The following is a 16,575-nucleotide window of genomic DNA, read 5'->3' on the forward strand; positions in this document are numbered from 1 at the left end:
TTCGGTCTCCTAGACGAGTGGCTGGCGCGACGCGGGCACATCGAGCCTAGTCGCGTAGCAGCGCGATGCAACTGAAAACTAAGTCTCAGGGCCCATTGAACAATGGATTACGTCGCTCACAGGGGCTTAATCAACGTAATCAGTCGGACTTGACGGTGCGAAAGGGCGCGCCGTCGACGCGGTCGATCGTGGCGAACGATGCCACCGGCTGGCGGGTCAGCCGGGTGACCTGGCGGACCGGGTGACCCAGCGCGATCACCGCGGCCAGCACCAAGGGTCCCTCGGCGCCGAGCAGCTGCTTGACCTCGTCTTCTTCCCTGATCAGCATCGTGGTCAGCACGCCGCCGATCCCTTCTGCCCGGGCGGCGAGCAGGATGCTCCAGGCGAAGGGGTAGACCGAGGCGCCACCGGCCAGTGAGTAGCGGTCGAGGTCCCGGTCGACGGCGGCCAGCTGCGACAGGTCGGCGAACAGCGCGAGCAGCACCGGAACCTCATCGAGGTGGGCAGCCAATCCGCTGGCCGCGGCCTGCTCGGCCTGCCCGGTCCTGGCGGCCAGGGCGGACGTCTCGGCGGCGGGGTCGTTGACCGGTGACCACGGCCGCAGCCCGGCGGCGGTGAGGGCCAGATACTCGACCCACGGCTGTCGATACAGATCGCGCAGACGGGCCCTGATCTGCGGATCCTTGACCACGACCAGTCGCCAGGCCTGCGCATTGGCGCCGCTGGGGGCGAAGCGCGCGGTGTCGAGGATGCGTGCCAGCACCGCGTCGTCGACCGGCTCGTCGGTGAACTCGCGCACCGACCCGGTGCTGCGCAAGGCATCAATCAGGTCCATTCGCCCATCTTCCACCGGCGGTGCCGGTCCACGGCGGACCGGTGCAATGGCAGACTGGTCAGCTATGAACCCCGCGACCTGACGGTCGCGCGCGCTGAACCCGGCACCCGATACGAAAGAATTGTTCCGCCATGGACCTGCTCGTCTTCCTGCCCCTGATCATCATCATGGGCGCATTCATGTATTTCGCCTCCCGGCGCCAGCGCAAGGCCATGCAGGCCACTATCGACCTGCACGAGTCCTTGACGGTCGGCGACCGGGTGCACACCACCTCCGGCCTCCAGGCCACGATCACCGGGATCACCGACGACACCGTCGACCTCGAGATCGCCCCCGGCGTCGTGACCACCTGGATGAAGCTGGCCATCCGCGACCGTATCGACGATGAGGCCGACGACGCCGACGACGAGACGAGTGAGGCCACCGAGCTCACCGAGTCCGACGCGGACCGCCTGACCAAAGACTGATCGCCAGGCTCGGCACGTACCCTCTAGCGGGAGTTGAAGAGGCCCGCATCCGCGGGACGCGGCACTGAGACCTGTAGCGGGACCCAGCGGGTCGCGGCACAAACCTAGGAGAGACAACAACGTGGCATCGTCTTCGGCGCCGGTGCATCCCTATCGATGGCTGGCGCTGTTCCTGGTCTTGCTCATCGGGGTGTACCTGCTGGTCTTCCTCACCGGAGACAAACGCTCCAGCCCCAAGCTGGGCATCGACCTGCAGGGCGGAACCCGCGTCACCCTGACCGCGCGCACCCCGGACGGCTCCCGTCCCACCCGCGACGCGTTGAACCAGGCTCAGCAGATCATCGGCGCCCGCGTCAACGGCCTGGGCGTGTCGGGCTCCGAAGTCGTGATCGACGGCGACAACCTCGTCATCACCGTCCCCGGTAATGACGGGAACGAGGCCCGCAACCTGGGCCAGACCGCCCGGCTGTTCATCCGTCCGGTGATCGGTCAGCCGATTCCGGTCGAGGCCATCAAGCAGCAGATGCAAGCGGCGGGCGTGCCCGGTGCGGGCGGACCCGGAGGTCCGGTGCCCGCGCCGGCGCCCGGCGCGCCGGCACCCGGCGCAGCGCCGCCGGGAGCGCCGGCCCCCGCAGCGCCGGCCCCCGCAGCCGGTGAGCCGGCCGCCCCGCCGCCGGCGGCACCCGCGCCGGCGCCGCAGCCGCGCCCCTACCCGGAAGAGCCGGCGCCGTCACCGACCCCAGCACCTCCGGCTCCCGCTCCCGCGCCGGGCCAGCCGCCGACCGCGGTCCCGGCTCCGCCCGCCCCAGGGCAGCCCGCCCCGCCCGCGGCGCCGGCCCCGCCGGATCCACGCAAGGACCTCGCGGCGCGCATCAACTTCGAGAAGCAGCTGCGGCAGAGCACCAACCAGAACCTGCTGCTGATCGCGGTGCAGTACATGGCGGGCAAGTGCGACCAGCCGGACATCCTCGCCGGTAACGACGACCCGAACCTGCCGCTGGTCGCGTGCTCGCAGGACCACAAGTACATCTACGTGCTGGACAAGTCGATCATCAGCGGCGACCAGATCAAGGACGCATCGTCGGGCTTCGATCAGCAGAGCGGCGCTTACGTCGTCAACGTCGAGTTCAAGGATCAGGCCGCCACCACGTGGGCCGACTTCACCGCCGCCAACATCGGCACTCAGACCGCGTTCACGCTCGACTCCCAAGTGGTCAGCGCCCCGCAGATCCGCGAAGCGATCCCCGGTGGACGCACCCAGATCAGCGGCGGCAACCCGCCGTTCACCGCCGACACCGCCAAACAATTGGCCAACGTCCTCAAGTACGGATCGCTGCCGTTGTCCTTCGAGTCATCGGAGGCCGAAACCGTCTCGGCGACACTGGGATTGGCGTCGCTGCGGGCGGGCCTGATCGCGGGTGCGATCGGCTTGGGTCTGGTGCTGCTGTACTCGCTGCTCTACTACCGGGTGCTGGGACTGTTGACGGCACTGTCGCTGGTCGCCTCCGGCGCCATGGTGTTCGGCATCCTGGTGCTGCTCGGCAGATACATCAACTACACCCTCGACCTGGCCGGTATCGCGGGTCTGATCATCGGTATCGGCACGACCGCCGACTCGTTCGTGGTGTTCTTCGAACGCATCAAGGACGAGATCCGGGAGGGGCGTTCGTTCCGCTCGGCGGTGCCGCGCGGTTGGGCTCGCGCCCGTAAGACGATCCTGTCCGGCAACGCGGTCACCTTCCTGGCCGCCGCGGTGCTGTACTTCCTGGCCGTCGGCCAGGTGAAGGGCTTCGCGTTCACCCTCGGCCTGACGACGATCCTCGACGTCGTCGTGGTGTTCCTGGTGACCTGGCCGATGGTGTATCTGGCGTCGAAGTCGCCGACGATGGCCAAACCGGCGTTCAACGGTCTCGGCGCGGTGCAGCAGATCGCCCGAGAACGGCGAGCCGCCGCCACTGCGACGGGACGGAGGTAACTCCCATGGCTGAGAAAACCACCGAGGACGCTGCGGACGTCACCGAATCCACCGCCGTCGAAGCACCCGATCTGGAAGCGGCCGGCGCCGGCGCGCCCAAGCACGGCTTCTTCGTCCGCCTCTACACCGGCACCGGTGCCTTCGAGGTCATCGGCAAACGCAAGCTCTGGTACGCGATCAGCGGGCTGATCGTGCTTGCCTGTGTCGCGAGCATCGTGCTGAAGGGCTTCACCTTCGGCATCGACTTCCAGGGCGGCACCAAAGTCGGCATGCCGGTCGCCGGCCAGAACGGCACCGCGACCGTCCAGCAGGTGGAAGACGTCTTCTCCAAGACGCTGGGCCGGGCGCCGGAGTCGGTCGTGCTGGTCGGCAACGGCAGCTCGGCCTCGGTGCAGATCCGCTCGGAGGCGCTGACCAACCAGCAGACCGACCAGCTGCGCGACGCGCTGTTCGAGGCGTTCAAGCCGAAGGCCGGCAATGGTCAGCCCGACAAGTCGACGATCAGCGACTCGGCTGTCTCGGAGACCTGGGGTGACCAGATCACCAAGAAGGCGCTGATTGCCCTCGCGGTGTTCCTGGTGCTCGCGGCGATCTACATCACCTTCCGCTACGAGCGCTACATGGCGATCTCAGCCTTGCTGACGTTGGTGTTCGACCTCGTCGTCACCGCGGGCGTGTATTCGATCGTGGGCTTCGAGGTCACGCCGGCGACGGTGATCGGCCTGCTCACGATTCTGGGTTTCTCGCTGTACGACACAGTCATCGTGTTCGACAAGGTCGAGGAGAACACCGAAGGCTTCGACCTCACCGCGCAGCGAACATTCGCCGAGAGAGCGAACCTGGCGGTCAACCAGACCTTCATGCGGTCGATCAACACCAGCCTCATCTCGGTGCTGCCGATCCTGGCGCTGATCGTCGTCGCGGTGTGGTTGCTCGGCGTCGGCACGCTGATGGATCTGGCGCTGGTCCAGCTGGTCGGTGTGATCGTCGGGACCTACTCGTCGATCTTCTTCGCCACCCCGCTGCTGGTGTCGCTGCGCGAACGCACCGACCGGGTACGCACCCACAATCGCCGCGTGCTCAACCGCCGCAAGCCGTCGACGGCCAGCGACGTCGTGACCGGCGGTGCCGCGGATCTGGCCGAGGCCGCCGACGCGGTCCCGGCCGAAGCGGCCATCGGGGGGACGCCCGCGGTCGGCAACAAGCCCACGCCGGGCGCCCGTCCGGCCCGACCGGGCCGGCCGACGGGCAAACGTAGCCCCCGCGGACGATAGCGCGCCATGGCAGTCGGGCGTCGGCGCGCCGCCGCTGTCGCAGTGGCCGCGGTCCTGGGGGTGCTCGCGCCGAGCGCGCTGACGTCGTGTTCGGGTAGCCCCGCGGATCAGATCAACTACGCCGTCGACGGCTTGCTGCTCACCTACAACACCAACACGGTGCGCGGGGCGGCCTCGGCGGGTCCGCAGGCCTTCGCGCGGGTGCTCACCGGATTCAACTTCCACGGGCCCGACGGCCAGGTGCTGGCCGATCACGACTTCGGCTCGGTGTCGGTGGTGGGCCGCGATCCGCTGGTGCTGGATTATCAGATCGCGGACAACGCTGTGTATTCCGACGGCAAGCCGGTCACCTGCGACGACATGGTCCTGGCGTGGGCAGCGCAGTCCGGGCGGTTCCCGGCGTTCGACGCCGCCAGCCGCGCCGGCTATCTGGACATCGACACCGTCGACTGTCAGCCGGGCCAGAAGAAGGCCCGGGTCACCTACTTTCCCGGCCGCGCTGTCACCGACTACCTGCAGCTGTTCACCGCCACCTCGATGATGCCGTCGCATGTGCTCGGCGACGTCCTCGGTGTCGACGTCACCCGGACCATCCAGGGCGGTGACCCCGCCGCCATTGACAGAGTCGCCCAGGCGTGGAATTCGGTGTGGGACCTCAAGCCCGGCCTCAGTGCCGACGACCTCAAACGCTTCCCGTCGTCGGGGCCGTACAAGATCGACGCGGTGCTGCCGGAGGGCGCGGTGGTGCTCACCGCCAACGACCGCTGGTGGGGTGCCAAGCCGATCACCAAGCGGATCACGGTGTGGCCGCGCGGCGTCGACGTACAAGACCGCATCAACAGCGGCACGTTCCAGGTGGTCGACGTGGCGACCGGGTCGTCGGGCACACTGACCACCCCCGACGGCTACGACCGTCGCGAGCTGCCGTCCGGTGGCATCGAGCAGCTGATCTTCGCCCCGGACGGACCGCTGGCCGCCACACCGGCCCGCCGCGCGGTGGCGCTGTGCACGCCGCGTGACCTGATCGCGTTGAACGCCGAGACCCCGATGTCGAATGCGCGCCTCAACCCCGCCAACGACGACGCCTTCAGCGGTATCGAGGGGGCGGCGATCGGTCCCCAGTTCGGTGCGGCCAACCCCGACGCCGCCCGCGATGCGCTCGGCGGTCAGCCGCTGACCGTCCGGATCGGCTACCAAGCGCCCAACCCGCGGCTGGCAGCCACCGTCGGCGCGATCACCAAGTCGTGCGCGGCCGCCGGCATCACCGTCGTCGATGCGACGTCGGAGTCGGCGGGCCCGCAGGCGCTGCGCGACGGCCAGCTCGACGTCCTGCTGGCCAGCACCGGCGGCGCGACCGGCAGCGGCTCGACCGGATCGTCGGCGCTGGACGCCTACACGCTGTTCGCCGGCAACGGCGACAACCTGCCGCGGTACTCCAATCCGCAGATCGACGGCATCATCTCGGCGCTGGCCGTCACCTCCGATTCGAAGGAACAGGCCAGGTTGCTCACCGACAGCTCGCCCATTCTGTGGGGCGACATGCCGACCCTGCCGCTGTACCGTCAGCAGCGCACGGTGCTGGTGTCGAAGAAGATGTACGCCGTCGAAGGCAATCCCACCAAGTGGGGCGCGGGCTGGAACATGGACAGGTGGGTGTTCGAGAAATGACGGCTTCGGTCACCGACGTCCTCAATGCGCTGACCCGCGAGGTGCCCGACTTCCCGGAACCAGGAATCCAATTCAAGGACCTCACCCCGGTGCTGGCCGACCGGCACGGGCTGGCCGTCATCACCGCCGCGATGGCCGAGATCGCCGAGGGCGCGGATCTGGTTGCCGGCATCGACGCTCGCGGATTCCTGCTCGGCGGCGCGGTCGCCCATCGGCTCGGTATCGGTGTGCTGGCGGTCCGCAAAGGCGGGAAGTTGCCCCCGCCGGTGCACAGCCAGACCTACACGCTCGAATACGGCACGGCCACATTGGAGATCCCGGCCGAGGGGATCGAGCTTGCCGGTCGCCGCGTCGTCATCATCGACGACGTGCTCGCCACCGGCGGAACCCTGGCCGCGGCGCGTTCACTGCTCGCGGCCGGCGGTGCGGAGGTGTCGGCTGCCGCGGTGGTGCTGGAACTGCCAGGGCTCGGCGGGCGCGAGAAGGTCGCACCGCTGCAGGTGACCAGCCTGCAAACCATCTGAGGCGGTTGATGTCCCGAGCAGCTGGGCGCGGCGTCCTCCCCGCACTGGGCACGCTCGGCGCTTGGCTGCGGTCGGGGAGATATCCTCGAAGTCGGTCCTGGTGGCGAGGAGGTGCGGCATGGCAGACGACAACGCGTCGCTGACCGCCGCGCCGGCTCCGGTCTCCGACGCCGCGCCCGCCGAGCCGCGGACCGAAACCCCCAAAACCACCAGCAGCGCATCGCGGCGGGTCCGCGCCCGGCTCGCACGACGGATGACGTCGCAGCGCAGCACCGTCAACCCGGTCCTCGAACCACTGGTGGCCGTCCACCGCGAGTTCTACCCCAAGGCCGATCTGGCTATCCTGCAGCGCGCCTACGAGGTCGCCGAGGCCAAGCACGCCGATCAGCTCCGGCGCTCCGGCGACCCCTACATCACCCACCCGCTTGCCGTCGCGAACATCCTCGCCGAGCTCGGCATGGACACCATCACGTTGGTGGCCGCGCTTTTGCACGACACCGTGGAGGACACCGGTTACGCCATGGAGGCGCTGACCGCCGACTTCGGCGAAGAGGTCGCCCACCTGGTGGACGGGGTGACCAAGCTGGACAAGGTCGCGCTGGGCACCGCCGCCGAGGGCGAGACCATCCGCAAGATGATCATCGCGATGGCGCGCGATCCGCGGGTGTTGGTCATCAAGGTCGCCGACCGGCTGCACAACATGCGCACCATGCGGTTCCTGCCGCCGGAGAAGCAGGCCCGCAAAGCTCGCGAGACGCTGGAAGTGATTGCCCCCCTTGCCCATCGGCTGGGGATGGCCACCGTCAAGTGGGAGCTCGAGGATCTGTCGTTTGCGATCCTGCACCCCAAGCGCTATGAGGAGATCGTCCGGCTGGTCGCCGACCGCGCGCCGTCGCGGGACACCTACCTCGCCAAGGTCCGCGTCGAGATCAACAGCGCGCTGTCGGGGATGAAGATCAACGCCAGCGTGGAGGGCAGGCCCAAGCACTACTGGTCGATCTACCAGAAGATGATCGTCAAGGGCCGCGACTTCGACGATATCCACGACCTGGTCGGTGTGCGGATCCTCTGTGAAGAGATCCGCGACTGTTACGCCGCTGTCGGCGTTGTGCATTCGCTGTGGCAGCCGATGCCCGGCCGGTTCAAGGACTACATCGCCCAGCCCCGATTCGGGGTGTACCAGTCGCTGCACACCACGGTCGTCGGACCGGAGGGCAAGCCGCTGGAGGTGCAGATCCGCACCCGCGACATGCACGACACCGCGGAGTTCGGCATCGCGGCGCACTGGCGCTACAAGGAATCCAAGGGCCGCAACGGTGTTCCGCATCCGCACAGCGCCGCCGAGATCGACGAGACAGCCTGGATGCGCCAGCTTCTGGACTGGCAGCGAGAAGCCGCGGACCCCGGGGAGTTCCTGGAGTCCCTGCGGTACGACCTCGCCGTACAGGAGATCTTCGTGTTCACCCCGAAGGGCGACGTGGTCACCCTGCCGGCGGGATCGACGCCGGTGGACTTCGCCTACGCGGTGCACACCGAAGTCGGCCACCGCTGCATCGGGGCTCGGGTCGACGGCCGCCTGGTGGCGCTGGAACGCAAGCTCGAAAACGGGGAGCGGGTGGAGGTTTTCACCTCCAAGGCGCCCAACGCCGGCCCCTCGCGCGACTGGCAGGGCTTCGTGGTGTCACCGCGGGCAAAGGCCAAGATCCGGCAATGGTTCGCCAAGGAGCGTCGCGACGAGGCGCTGGAGGCCGGCAAGGACTCGATCGCACGCGAGGTGCGCCGCGGCGGGCTGCCATTGCAGAAATTGGTCAACGGTGAGGCGATGGCGGCCCTGGCCCAGGAGTTGCGGTATGCCGACGTCTCCGCCCTGTACACGGCGGTCGGGGAGGGGCACGTCTCACCACGGCACGTTGTCCAGCGGCTGGTGGCGCAACTCGGCGGCGCCGAGAGTGCCGAGGACGAACTGGCCGAGCGCTCCACGCCCGCGACCATGCCGGTGCGTCAGCGCAGCAGCGACGACACCGGGGTTGCCGTGCCTGGTGCGACCGGTGTGCTGACCAAGCTGGCCAAGTGCTGCACTCCGGTTCCCGGCGACAACATCATGGGCTTCGTCACCCGGGGTGGCGGTGTCAGCGTGCACCGCACCGACTGCACCAATGCCGCATCCCTGCAACAACAGTCGGAACGCATCATCGAGGTGACTTGGGCGCCGTCACCGACGTCGGTGTTCCTGGTCGCGATTCAGGTCGAGGCCCTTGATCGGCACCGGCTGCTCTCCGATGTCACGAGGGTGCTGGCCGACGAACGCGTCAACATCCTGTCGGCGTCGGTCACCACATCGAACGATCGAGTTGCGGTGAGCCGCTTCACGTTCGAGATGGGTGATCCCAAGCATCTCGGTCACGTGCTCAACGCGGTCCGCAATATCGAGGGTGTCTACGACGTGTACCGGGTGACGAGCGCGGCCTGATCGGTCTAGCGGCCGCTTACGGCCCGCCGTTGACGTACCAGGACAGGCAGCCGGGATGGTCGTGGCAGGCGATGATCGCGGTGGCATCCGGCGCGGCACCGCGCACGTGCGGCTGAGTCGAGGGCAGGCTGCAACTCTTCAGGTAGGGATTCCACGGGATCACGCCGTCGTAGCAGCCCTGCGCGACGGGCGTGGCCTGACTCGACGGGGTGCCGAGCAGCGCGGTGGGCGCGAGTAGGAAGGCGGCCGCGGCCAGCGCGCCCAGGACAACACGAACAGCTCTGTGCAAACCATTGGTCATAACACGGCGTCCAACGTGTCTGGGCCGCAGATTATTTCATCGTGGGCAGCGGAATATTCAGCTGCCGCAACGTTCTTGTAGTCATACGTGTTCTCAGGTGCCAAGACCTACTTGGAAAGAGATTGACTATGAAGCGTTTTCACGTGTTGTCCACCACTATCGGAGCCGGTGCGCTGGTCTCCCTCGGCGTCTTCGCCGCGGTAGCGGGAAATCAGCAGACCCCCGATTCGTTCATCAGCTCGGAGATGTCGACCGGGGTCACGGTCACCCAGTCACCGGATCAGCCCAAGGGTCAGCTTCCCGCCGCGACCCCCGCGATCAAGGGGCCGGCGCCGTTGCCGACCGAAGAGCAGGGCCTGCCCGGCTGAGGTCCGGCCTCAGTTCAGCCGGATCGACTTGATCGTCACCGGCCTGGCCGGTTTGCCATCGTCAGATCCGCCGGCGATGCCGGTGGCGGCGATGTCCTCGATGACCCCGAAGCCGGTCTTGTCGACCTGGCCGAACGCCGTGTACGTGGGCGGCAGCATCGAGTCGCGGTAGACGATGAAGAACTGACTGCCGTTGGTGTCCGGCCCGGCGTTGGCCATGGCCAGGGTGCCGCGCGGATACTTCACCGCCTGCCGCAGCGCCTGATCGAACGGTCGGAACTGGTTCGTCGGGTACTCGTTGGCGAACCGGTACCCGGGTCCGCCCGTGCCCTGGCCGGTCGGGTCGCCGCATTGCAGCACCGACAGTGACGGCATGTCGGTAAGCCGGTGACACGGCGTGTTGTCGAAGTAGTTCTGCCGCACCAGGCTTTCAAAGCTGTTCACCGTGCATGGCGCTTTGGCGTTGTCGAGGTGGACGACGATCGGGCCGGCGTTGGTGACCACCGTGGCGTCCACCGTGGCCGGGGTGGTGGCCACCTTGCCTGGGACCGGCGGCTTGACCGGCTTGTCCGCCGGGGTCGCGGTGGCCGGGTACTGACAGTTCGCGCCGAGCGTGGCCGGGGGATTGAACGGCGGGAGTTGTCCGCTGCCGCCGGGGAGGGTGCGCGGGATGCCAGCCCCGCCGGTCTTTTCCAGCTCTCGGCCCATCCATGAGAAGAACGCCACGCCGGCGACGATCACGACGATGCTCAAGACGGTCACCACGTAGCTGATCACCAACCCGGCGATCGCCAGACCCCGCCCGTCTTCACCGGACTTCTTGATCTGCGACAGCGAGACGTGCCCGAAGATGATGCCCAGCGGCGCGAACACGAACGCGCAGATCAGCGATGCGATCGCCATCCCGTTGGTCGGCTGGGGCGCCGGATAGGGATACGGACCGGGCCCGTACGGCGAACCATGCGGCGGCGGATATGGCGGGTAGTACGGCGGAGGTTGGCTCATGGGGTCCTCTCGCAGGCTCGGGTCCCGCATATCCGCGGTCGATTCGCTCCGCGAGCGTCGCTCATCGCCGGCTAGTCCAGCAGGATCGACTTGATTCGCACGTCGGTTGCCGGCTTGCCGTCCTGGCCGCCGCCGGCCACCCCGGCCGCCGCGATCTTGTCCAGCGTCGCCAGGCCGGTCGCGTCGACGGTACCGAACGCGGTGTAGTTGGGCGGCAACTGTGAATCCTTGTAGACCAGGAAGAACTGGCTCCCGTTGGTGCCCGGGCCGGCATTGGCCATGGCCAGCGTGCCGCGCGGATAGGTCACCGGCTGCTGCAGGGCAGGGTCATTGGCGGGGTACTGGTCGGTGGGATATTCGTTGGCGAACTGGTAGCCGGGGCCACCGGTGCCGCTGCCGGTCGGGTCGCCGCACTGCAGCACCGACAGCGACGGCGAGGTGGTCAGCCGGTGGCAGGGGGTGTCGTTGAAGTACCCCTTCTGCGCCAGGCTGGCGAAGCTGTTGACCGTGCACGGAGTCTTCGCGTTGTCGAGCACCAGGCCCAGGTTGCCCTGGTTGGTGCTCATGCTGGCGGTCACGGTCGGCGGGTCGGTGGGCACCTTGCCGCTGTGGGGTGCGTCGACCTTCTTGGCAGCCGGCTCGGGTGAGGCCGGGTACTGGCAGTTGGCGCCCAGGTTCGCGGCGGCCTTGAACGGCGGTAGACCGCCGGTGGCCGGGGGACTCGTCGACGGACCGCCGGCCTCGACGGGGGCGGTGCTGGTGGCACCCGAGGCGGTCTTGGTGTCCTTGCTGTCCTTGTTGGTCAGCACGAAGGTGACGATCAGGGCCGCGGCCACGGCGATTGCGACCACACCGCCGATCACGACAAACAACCGCTGGCGCTTCTCCTGTTGAGCGCGGCGCTCCAGCTGCCGCTCGAGCTTGCGCTTGGCCGTCGCACGTCGCTGTTCGTTGGTGGGCACCGTGATGATCCTCCGTTGAGATCGGGTGAGTCGGCACCGAGTGTGCCAGTTGATGCTGAAGCCAGGGGGCACGACCCTCGCCAACAGGGGATGGGAAACTGGACAACGTGTTACTCACCGGGTTCCCGGCGGGCATGTTGGCATGCAATTGCTACGTGCTGGCCCCACGCGCCGGGGCCGACGCGATCGTCGTCGACCCGGGACAGCGCGCTTTCGGCACCCTGCGCCGGGTACTCGACGAGAACCGGCTCACCCCGGCCGCGGTCCTGCTAACCCATGGGCACATCGACCACATCTGGTCGGCGCAGAAGGTGGGTGACACGTTCGGCTGCCCGGTCTACATCCATCCGCAGGACCGCTTCATGCTCTCCGACCCGATCCGCGGGTTCGGGCCGCGCCTTGGCCAGATCGCGCTGGGAGCGCTGTTCCGTGAGCCCCGACAGGTCGTCGAACTGGACCGCGACGGGGACAAGATCGAACTCGGCGGCATCACCGTGACCGTCGACCACACGCCCGGTCACACCAAGGGCTCGGTGGTCTTCCGGGTGGGCCGTGCCGGTTCTCAGGACCCGATCGCCTTCACCGGTGACACCCTGTTCAAACAGAGCGTCGGCCGTACGGACCTGCCCGGCGGCAGCGGGAGGGATCTGCTGAGCTCGATCGTCGACAAATTGCTGGTGCTCGACGACGACACCCTGGTATTACCGGGGCACGGTGAATCCACCACCATCGGTCTCGAACGCCGTACCAACCCATTTCTCGAAGGTTTGACGTGAGCGAATTCCAGGCGCCCAAGGGTGTCCCTGACTACCTGCCGCCCGAGTCCGCCGAGTTCGTCGCGGTCCGGGACGGTCTCTTGCGGGCCGCCCGGCTGGCCGGCTACGGCGACGTCGAGCTGCCGATCTTCGAGGACACGGCGCTGTTCGCCCGCGGAGTGGGCGAATCCACCGACGTGGTGTCCAAGGAGATGTACACCTTCGCCGACCGCGGCGAGCGGTCGGTGACGCTGCGCCCCGAGGGCACGGCGGGGGTGATGCGCGCGGTCATCGAGCACGGTCTGGACCGCGGAGCCCTGCCGGTCAAGCTCTGTTATGCGGGCCCGTTCTTCCGCTATGAACGTCCGCAGGCCGGTCGGTACCGGCAGCTGCAGCAGGTGGGTGTCGAGGCCATCGGCGTCGACGATCCGGCTCTGGACGCTGAAGTGATCGCCGTCGCCGACGCCGGTTTCCGCTCGCTGGGTCTGGACGGCTTCCGCCTGGAGATCACCTCGCTGGGTGACGACACCTGCCGGCCGCAGTACCGGGAGCTGCTGCAGGAGTTCCTGTTCAAGCTCGACCTGGACGAGGACACCCGGCGGCGAGCGGAGATCAACCCGCTGCGGGTGCTCGACGACAAGCGGCCGGCGATCCGCGAGGCGACCGCCGACGCACCGGTGATGCTCGACCATCTCTCCGATGTGGCCAAGCAGCACTTCGACACCGTGCTGGCGCATCTCGACGCGCTCGGCGTGCGGTACGTGGTCAATCCGCGGATGGTCCGTGGCCTGGACTACTACACCAAGACCACATTCGAGTTCGTGCACGACGGGCTCGGCGCGCAGTCCGGGATCGGTGGCGGCGGCCGGTACGACGGGTTGATGCGTCAGCTCGGTGGCCAGGACCTGTCGGGAATCGGTTTCGGGCTCGGGGTCGACCGGACTGTTCTGGCGCTGCGGGCCGAAGGTAAGACGGTCGGAAACCCAAGCCGCTGCGACGTTTTCGGGGTGCCGCTGGGGGAGCAGGCCAAGGTGGTGGTGGCGCGGCTGGCGGCGGCTCTGCGCGCCGAGGGTGTTCGTGTCGACCTCGCGTACGGCGACCGCGGACTCAAGGGGGCGATGCGTGCGGCTGATCGCTCAGGCGCGCAGATCGCCGTGGTGGCAGGCGACCGGGACATCGAGGCGGGCACCGTGGGCGTGAAAGATCTCGCCACCGGCACGCAGGTCGATATCCCGGTCGATTCGGTTGTCGCAGAAGTGATTACGCGGCTGGCCTAGAACAGGCCAGCCGCGGTCTCAGTTCGTTTGTGGTCAGCCCGCGGGGCACAGATCGGTCTTGGCGAAGTTGATCGCCGCATCCGCCTGCGCATGGCTGATCTGACCTGAGTTCTTGAAGTAGGTCTGCGACAGCTCGTTCGGATCCGCACCCTGGGCGAGCGCCGAGCAGATGGTGTGCCCATCAGCGATCAACGCCGCCTGGTCGCCGGCGATACCGGCGCTGGTCAGATCCTTGATGTAGTCGGCCTCGGCGTTGGTGATCGCCCAGGCAGACGGCGCGCCGGCCAGCGCGATGGCCCCGGCGGCAGCAGCCGCCGTCAACAAACCTTTGATCATTGTCTTGTCCCTTGTGTGCATTGGAGTTACTGCTGCGGCAGAAGTTACTACGCTGCCAGCAGACATGCAGGAAAAGTCCAAATATTTTAGGCACCAGCCATCACGCCGGTATCTCGGCGCGAACACAAATGAATTTAACTTGTCGGCGGTACCGCCCCATTTAACCAATTCTCACCGGATTCTTGGCACAACCTTGGCCGATTTGGGAACCGTGTCGTTTGCGCGGTCCGTTGAACAGGCATGAACACCGTGATCGGCGCCGAGGTCATCGAGGGCTATGTGAACAGTCGCCAATTGCGGCATTTTTGCGGCCATCACGATGACGAGGTTTTCTTTCTCGTGAACGCCTACCACGGTCGCCTGCATGTGCATTTGCAGCCGAGCGGGTCCGCGGTTCAGATCACCATAACCGCGGAGCGTTATTACCCGGCCGATCACCGGGCCGGAGTCGCCACGTTGGTGCAGCAATGGAACGGCGCCGATACCCAGGTCACCGCAACGGTGTTTCCGTCCTCGGACCCACGATTGATCGGTGTGGTCGCCGAGCGGCGATATCGTGCCACTGACGGTGAGTTCGGGCCCTTCGTCGACCGGGCCGTCCAGTCGGCGATCGACTTGTTCGGCCGGCTGGGCGCCGCGGTGGCGTTGTCGTCCGACGACACGGATCTACTCGACGCCGGCTGAGCGGCGAACTCGAAGGTCGACACCCGCTGTGGTTGCGGCGGCTCAGTCCGGTTCCGCTGCGTCCCGCCGGCCGCCGAACGTCATCCGGCTCAGCATCCGGTCGCGCAACGTGAGCGTGTGCAACAGCACCGCCGAGACGTGCGCGGCGATCGCAGCCACCAGCAGGTAGGCGAGTACGGAGTGGGTCTGGCGCAGCACGAAGAACAGCTCTGCGTCGAACGGAGCGATCCGCGGCAGCGGAACGAAACCGAACAGCACCACCGGCCGACCACTTGCCGACACCATCGCCCATCCCACCAGCGGCTGAGCCAGAAGCAGCACGTAGAGCCCGATTTCGGAGCCGACCACCAGCAGCTGCTCGACAGACCCCACGGTGGACGGCAGCGGCGGGGTGCGGTGCGTGAAACGGTTGGCCGCCCGGAACACCACGACGATCAGGATCAGCGCCCCGAGCGTCACGTGCACACCCACCAGAGTTCCGTAGCCGCCCAGCGAATTGACCATCACGAATCCGACGAACAGCGCGCCGAACACCAGGGCGGCGGTCAGCCAGTGCAGGATTCGAGTGCGGACCGGGTAGCGCTCGATCGGTGTCATGCGCCGACCTCGTTGACCTGAACCGCCGACGGAGACGTCGGCTCGCCGGTGCGCTGGCGGTAGGACGCCGCATAGACGTCGCTGCGGGCGGACAGCAGGGGGTCGTCGGACGGTTCGATGCCGTCGGGCAACACCAGCGGATCGAAGTTGATGTCGCGGGCATTGCCCGGCGCTTCGGTCGCCGCGGAGGTGAGGGTCAGTGTGCCCACCTCGACGCTGCGCCGGTCCTCGGGCCACGGCAGGGTGGGGTCGGTCAGCGGGTCGCCCGGGTCGGCGACGGTGACCAGCAGACGCCATCGCAGCGGCCCGTCGCGCAGCTGGCGCAGCACGGCGTCGAACAATCCGTTGGCGTCGCCGGATTGCGGTGCCGGTGCGCCCTGCTGCGGTACGAGCGACCACCGCACGGCGGACCGGACGCCAGCGTCGTTGACGAAAAAGAAGGTGTTGAGGCCGCGAAAGGTGCTGTCGCCGAAGCCTGCTGACGGCGGATGCTTCTTGATGATCGCCATGGCGGCCGCGGTTTCGGGGTGGGCCGTCAGAAAGGCTTTCATCGCGGCGGGGTCGGGCGCTTTGGTGCCGGGCACGAGCTTGGACGCCAACAACCTGTCATAGAACCCGCGCGCCGAATTGTCCGGGAACACCGGCAGATTCAGCATTGCGGTGCGCCATTGCCAGCTATCGGGGAACCCGAACGCCAGCCCAAGGCCCCGGGCCGCGCCTGGGGTGTCGGCGACGTGCGGGTCACCGCCGGCGAGTGAAAAGCGGCCGACGACGGGTACCTGACCCTGTCGGAACACGGCGGCTCGGCTGAGCTGTTGGCCACTGCCGTTGCTGTCGAAATACCCGGTGACGACGACGCCTTTGGCGTGGTTCTTTCGGAAGCCGAGCTGGCGTCCGTAGACCCTGAGGAACCCGTCGAGGAAGGTCTGTCGGGTGGTGCCGGACCCGATCCATTTGTTGGCGAAGGCGACGGCGCCGAGGTCGACGGCCAGGAACGCTCCGACGGCCCCGAGCCCCACGAGAACCGATCGGCGGTTGACGGCAGTGTTCACGCCCCAGCGCGGTCGGTTGGTCACT

General features: G+C 67.6%; 17 protein-coding genes. 10 read left to right on the top strand and 7 right to left on the bottom strand.

Annotation, left to right across the window (positions count from 1 at the left end):
* Nucleotides 1-139: 139 nt before the first annotated feature.
* Nucleotides 140-835: a nitroreductase family protein gene (locus G6N32_RS11090; RefSeq protein WP_115319639.1), complete on the bottom strand. Its 696-nt coding sequence runs from the start codon at nucleotides 833-835 to the stop codon at nucleotides 140-142.
* A 131-nt stretch (nucleotides 836-966) separates the two neighbouring features.
* Between G6N32_RS11090 and yajC the strand changes: the two genes are divergently transcribed.
* From yajC to G6N32_RS11120, 6 genes are all read left to right on the top strand, one after another.
* On the top strand, nucleotides 967-1,302 hold the full coding sequence (gene yajC / locus G6N32_RS11095) for a preprotein translocase subunit YajC (RefSeq protein ID WP_115319640.1): 336 nt from the start codon (nucleotides 967-969) through the stop codon (nucleotides 1,300-1,302).
* Nucleotides 1,303-1,423: 121 nt separating this feature from the next.
* A complete protein-coding gene (secD, locus tag G6N32_RS11100) occupies nucleotides 1,424-3,277 on the top strand; it encodes a protein translocase subunit SecD (RefSeq protein WP_115319641.1) in 1,854 nt (617 codons plus the stop codon).
* A 5-nt stretch (nucleotides 3,278-3,282) separates the two neighbouring features.
* Nucleotides 3,283-4,551, top strand: a complete 1,269-nt coding sequence (secF, locus tag G6N32_RS11105) for a protein translocase subunit SecF (RefSeq protein WP_115319642.1) — start codon at nucleotides 3,283-3,285, stop codon at nucleotides 4,549-4,551.
* Nucleotides 4,552-4,557: 6 nt separating this feature from the next.
* Nucleotides 4,558-6,219 carry an ABC transporter substrate-binding protein gene (locus G6N32_RS11110; RefSeq protein WP_115319643.1) on the top strand — a complete coding sequence of 554 codons (1,662 nt, stop codon included), beginning with the start codon at nucleotides 4,558-4,560 and terminating at the stop codon, nucleotides 6,217-6,219.
* Nucleotides 6,216-6,743 (top strand): adenine phosphoribosyltransferase, encoded by a 528-nt coding sequence (locus tag G6N32_RS11115; protein ID WP_115319644.1) that lies wholly within the window; start codon nucleotides 6,216-6,218, stop codon nucleotides 6,741-6,743. Before G6N32_RS11110 ends, G6N32_RS11115 begins: the two co-directional genes overlap by 4 nt.
* A gap of 118 nt (nucleotides 6,744-6,861) precedes the next feature.
* The gene (locus G6N32_RS11120; RefSeq protein WP_115319645.1) at nucleotides 6,862-9,213 is read left to right on the top strand and encodes a RelA/SpoT family protein; all 2,352 of its coding nucleotides are present in this window, start codon (nucleotides 6,862-6,864) and stop codon (nucleotides 9,211-9,213) included.
* A gap of 16 nt (nucleotides 9,214-9,229) precedes the next feature.
* Here G6N32_RS11120 and G6N32_RS11125 read toward each other — a convergent pair whose 3' ends face one another.
* Nucleotides 9,230-9,514 (bottom strand): hypothetical protein, encoded by a 285-nt coding sequence (locus tag G6N32_RS11125; protein ID WP_163789225.1) that lies wholly within the window; start codon nucleotides 9,512-9,514, stop codon nucleotides 9,230-9,232.
* 128 nt (nucleotides 9,515-9,642) lie between these two features.
* On the opposite strand from G6N32_RS11125, the gene G6N32_RS11130 reads away from it, so the two are divergent.
* Nucleotides 9,643-9,882 carry a hypothetical protein gene (locus G6N32_RS11130; protein WP_115319646.1) on the top strand — a complete coding sequence of 80 codons (240 nt, stop codon included), beginning with the start codon at nucleotides 9,643-9,645 and terminating at the stop codon, nucleotides 9,880-9,882.
* 9 nt (nucleotides 9,883-9,891) lie between these two features.
* Here G6N32_RS11130 and G6N32_RS11135 read toward each other — a convergent pair whose 3' ends face one another.
* Both G6N32_RS11135 and G6N32_RS11140 read right to left on the bottom strand, forming a co-directional pair.
* The gene (locus tag G6N32_RS11135; protein WP_115321085.1) at nucleotides 9,892-10,887 is read right to left on the bottom strand and encodes a peptidylprolyl isomerase; all 996 of its coding nucleotides are present in this window, start codon (nucleotides 10,885-10,887) and stop codon (nucleotides 9,892-9,894) included.
* 71 nt (nucleotides 10,888-10,958) lie between these two features.
* Nucleotides 10,959-11,849, bottom strand: a complete 891-nt coding sequence (locus G6N32_RS11140; protein ID WP_115319647.1) for a peptidylprolyl isomerase — start codon at nucleotides 11,847-11,849, stop codon at nucleotides 10,959-10,961.
* 107 nt (nucleotides 11,850-11,956) lie between these two features.
* Here G6N32_RS11140 and G6N32_RS11145 point away from each other — a divergent pair, with 107 nt between their 5' ends.
* Complete coding sequence (locus G6N32_RS11145) at nucleotides 11,957-12,625, top strand: MBL fold metallo-hydrolase (RefSeq protein ID WP_115319648.1); 669 nt, start codon at nucleotides 11,957-11,959, stop codon at nucleotides 12,623-12,625.
* On the top strand, nucleotides 12,622-13,881 hold the full coding sequence (hisS, locus tag G6N32_RS11150; RefSeq protein ID WP_115319649.1) for a histidine--tRNA ligase: 1,260 nt from the start codon (nucleotides 12,622-12,624) through the stop codon (nucleotides 13,879-13,881). Before G6N32_RS11145 ends, hisS begins: the two co-directional genes overlap by 4 nt.
* Before the next feature lie 33 nt (nucleotides 13,882-13,914).
* On the opposite strand, the gene G6N32_RS11155 is transcribed toward hisS, so the two are convergent.
* The gene (locus G6N32_RS11155; protein WP_163789227.1) at nucleotides 13,915-14,217 is read right to left on the bottom strand and encodes a DUF732 domain-containing protein; all 303 of its coding nucleotides are present in this window, start codon (nucleotides 14,215-14,217) and stop codon (nucleotides 13,915-13,917) included.
* 240 nt (nucleotides 14,218-14,457) lie between these two features.
* On the opposite strand from G6N32_RS11155, the gene G6N32_RS11160 reads away from it, so the two are divergent.
* A complete protein-coding gene (locus tag G6N32_RS11160; protein ID WP_115319651.1) occupies nucleotides 14,458-14,901 on the top strand; it encodes a hypothetical protein in 444 nt (147 codons plus the stop codon).
* A 42-nt stretch (nucleotides 14,902-14,943) separates the two neighbouring features.
* On the opposite strand, the gene G6N32_RS11165 is transcribed toward G6N32_RS11160, so the two are convergent.
* Nucleotides 14,944-15,498, bottom strand: coding sequence for a cytochrome b (locus G6N32_RS11165; RefSeq protein ID WP_115319652.1), 555 nt, complete (start codon nucleotides 15,496-15,498; stop codon nucleotides 14,944-14,946).
* Entirely contained in the window at nucleotides 15,495-16,574 is a 1,080-nt protein-coding gene (locus G6N32_RS11170) for a catalase family peroxidase (RefSeq protein ID WP_115319653.1), read from the bottom strand. Before G6N32_RS11170 ends, G6N32_RS11165 begins: the two co-directional genes overlap by 4 nt.
* Nucleotide 16,575: the final 1 nt, after the last annotated feature.

The organism is Mycolicibacterium aichiense (genome assembly GCF_010726245.1).
Lineage (GTDB): Bacteria > Actinomycetota > Actinomycetes > Mycobacteriales > Mycobacteriaceae > Mycobacterium > Mycobacterium aichiense.